A 3,420-nucleotide genomic window follows, 5' to 3' on the forward strand; every position below is an offset into this window, starting at 1 on the left:
GCGGGATGGAGCAGAATTTCGGGTGCTCGGTGAAACACCCGGCTGGACGTTCGGCCACTTTGAAGGCATCGGCGATGGATGGATCCGAAATGACTGTGTCGCAAGGTGATCTGGCAGAAAGCCGAAACTGGCCTCGACCCCTGTGCAGTGGTCGGTCCTCTGAGATTCTCGACTGTTGGTGTTATATCACCTGTTAATAGGAACCTTACCCTCTCGATACGATTCGTTTTCTCGCCCCCGGAACACTCGCGTGCCGGACGCGATGTCGGTACAACGAGTATCGTTGTTACAGTCTGCTCGACTTACTGAAATGTCATCTGACCACATACTACGTAGCGCTGTCGTGTGTATTTGAGGGCTCATTCGCTTTGAGCTGAGCCCCTGAAGCATTTTCAAGAGGAGTTTCAACTGTGGATAGTATCGAATCAAACGGCGGTGTTTCGCGCCGCGACCTGCTGAAAACGACCGGCACCGTCGCCGCCGCATCGGCACTGGCCGGAATCGTGATTCCAAAGCACGTCTATGCTGGCGAAACGAATACGATTCAAGTTGCTCTGATTGGAGCCGGGGGACGTGGCACGGGAGCTGCCGAGAACGCGTTGTCGACGAAGCTCGGCCCCGTCAAACTGACTGCCATCGCGGATGTCATTCCCGAGAAACTGAAATCAAGCTATGACGCGCTGAAAGCCAAGTTCAACGAGATGGTCGATGTCCCGGAAGACCGAAAGTTCATCGGTTTCGACGGGTACAAGCAGGCGATGGATTCGTTGAAAAAGGGTGACGTTGTCATTCTCACGACGCCTGTGGCCTTCCGCTGGGTTCACTTCAAATACGCGATTGACCGCGGTCTGAACGTGTTCATGGAAAAGCCCACCACGGTCGACGGTCCCAGCACTCGCAAGATGCTGGCTCTTTACGAAGAGTCCCTGAAGAAGAATCTGAAGGTCGGTGTCGGTCTGATGTGCCGCCACTGCGAAGCCCGTGGAGAACTGTTCGAGCGGATTCAGGATGGCCAGCTCGGTCAGCTCAACCTGATGCGAGCCTACCGCGTGACCGGTCCGACCGGTTCGGCTTTCGTCGGTAAGCGCCAGGGTGACATCAGTGAATTGATGTACCAGATCCGCAACTTCCACGGCTTCCTCTGGGCCAGTGGTGGTGCCTTCAGCGACTTCCTCATTCACAACATCGACGAATGTTGCTGGATGAAGGATGCCTGGCCTGTGGAAGCAAAGGGCTACGGTGGGCGTCACTACCGTGGTGAGTACGTCGATCAGAACTTCGATTCGTACACGGTAGAGTACACGTTCGCCGACGGTGCGAAGCTGATGCTCGAAGGTCGCGGCATGATCAACTGTGCGAATGAGTTCGCCAGTTACTGTCACGGGACCAAGGGTTCGGCAGTGATTTCCCAATCGGGCCACGCTCCTTCGAAGGCTCGGATCTTCAAGGCACAGAAGATGACCGAAGACGAAGTCGTCTGGCGTGCCAAAGAACCCGAACCAAACCCCTACCAGTTGGAATGGGATCACTTGATGAACGCCATCCGTTCAGACAAGCCCTACAACGAAGCCAAGCGGGGCGCCGAAGCCAGTCTCGTCACCTCGATGGGACGTATGGCCTGCCATACAGGCCGCGTGATCACCTTCGACGAGATCCTGAACTCGGACCACGAGTTTGCTCCGAACGTCGACAAGCTGACCCTCGACGGCCCAGCACCTTTGCTGGCCAACGCCGAAGGAAAGTACCCTGTACCAGCGCCCGGTATCAAAACCACCCGCGAGTACTAGGATTCTGTTGATCTGAATTGCAGACAACAACCCCGCCGAAGCGATTCGGTGGGGTTGTTTTGTTCAGCCCAAGGCTGATGCGTCGACCGGATGTTCAAATGTTTGAGGCATGCGCAGTGATCGGGCCGATGAGGTCGGCAGAACGAGTCCTCAATACAATGTCGAGCCACGGCGGATTCTGGAGTGGTAGTCGTTCCGTTCCCCACCTGTCAGTGAACCGAGGCAGTCAGCCACGTCGGTACATTCAGTCGGTCAGCTCACTCTCGTCAGTCGTTAACGTCAATGGATCGTCCCGAGAAACGCTCAGCACGATTCCAATCGCGAGCAGACTGACAACCAGGTTGCTTCCCCCGGCACTGATGAGCGGATGCGAGATCCCTTTGGGGGGGACCATGGCAGTAACGACGGCAATGTTCAGCATTGCCTGACCGGCGAGCTGCGTTAGTAGTGTGAATCCGATCAGAAAACCGAAGCGACTGCGGTCCAGGTGACTGATCATTCTGAGACCTGAGAGATACAGTCCGCACCATAGTGCGATGAGACTCAGTCCGCCGATCAGACCGAGCTCTTCTCCGATCACCGCGAAGACGAAGTCCGTGTTCGCTTCGGGAAGAAAGCTCAGTTTCTGCCAGCCTCGGCCCAGTCCGACGCCGTGCAGCCCCCCTGCACCGAGCGTGACGAGCGACTGCTTCAACTGGTAGGGCGAGTTCTCGAAGTTCGTCCAGGACTCGATGAAACCCACGATGCGTCGCTGCTGATAAGGTTTCATGGCCAGTGTCGTCAGGATCGTGGGGATACCAACGGCCAGCCCCAGCAGAAAGTTGCGTAGCGGCCATCCTCCCATGAACAGCACCAGAGCTGCACTGGCGAGCAGGAAGAGTGACGTTCCAAGGTCGGGCTCAATCAGAACAAGGGGGACCGTGAGCACCACGGGGAGCAGGAACGGGACAGTCCCCTGAACCCATCGGGACAGCAGGTGCCGGTTTCGATCGAGGATCCAGCACATCATCAGCGGGACGGCAATTTTGGCGAGTTCGGACGGTTGAGCGGTCATGCCGGGGACGCGAATCCACCGCTGAGCCCCTTTCACCCGGACGCCCACTCCCGGAATCAGTACCAGAATCAACAGAATCACCGTCGCGACGAACAGCCACGGCGCACAGGACTTCCAGAATTCGGGGTCCCGTGTGGCTGCGAAGTACGCTGACAGAAGTCCCACTGTGAGGAAGATCAGATGTCGCGAGAGATAGACTTGCTCGTATTCGGTCGGCCACGACGTGACGCTGGCACTGTGAACCATCAACAGCCCGAAGCCGAGCAACAGGGCTGCGAAGGCGACAAAAAGTTGACGGCACAAGTCCACCGGATTCTCCTGCTGTGTCCTCCGCCTCCTGAAGTCAGCGCGTTCCCGTCCCTTACGTGATGCTCATTTGCGTGCCATCGGCAGTCTGGGGTGGTAACTTCACTCAAAAATCGGGGCCGCAGAAACTTGGGGCGAGCGATGTCATGACGGCCGAAATCCCCGGAAAAACCGCTTTCTTCCTCGATCCCAAAGTGGCGTCAAGACTTGGGAGTCGGACGTCGATTCGAGAAAGTCTCTCACAGGTCATTTCCTATTCGGATTTGGCGAAAT

Annotated in this window: 2 protein-coding genes; one reads left to right on the plus strand and one right to left on the minus strand. The window is 56.9% G+C overall.

The annotated features are described in order from the left end of the window. The first annotated feature begins 410 nt into the window (after positions 1 to 410). Positions 411 to 1,787 carry a Gfo/Idh/MocA family oxidoreductase gene (locus VGE80_RS15980; protein ID WP_397569815.1) on the plus strand — a complete coding sequence of 459 codons (1,377 nt, stop codon included), beginning with the start codon at positions 411 to 413 and terminating at the stop codon, positions 1,785 to 1,787. A 244-nt stretch (positions 1,788 to 2,031) separates the two neighbouring features. Here the strand turns inward: VGE80_RS15980 and VGE80_RS15985 are convergent, their stop codons facing one another. Next, positions 2,032 to 3,150 carry an FtsW/RodA/SpoVE family cell cycle protein gene (locus VGE80_RS15985; RefSeq protein WP_440593363.1) on the minus strand — a complete coding sequence of 373 codons (1,119 nt, stop codon included), beginning with the start codon at positions 3,148 to 3,150 and terminating at the stop codon, positions 2,032 to 2,034. Between the last annotated feature and the right edge of the window lie 270 nt (positions 3,151 to 3,420).

The organism is Schlesneria sp., assembly GCF_036405755.1.
GTDB classification, from domain to species: domain Bacteria; phylum Planctomycetota; class Planctomycetia; order Planctomycetales; family Planctomycetaceae; genus Schlesneria; species Schlesneria sphaerica.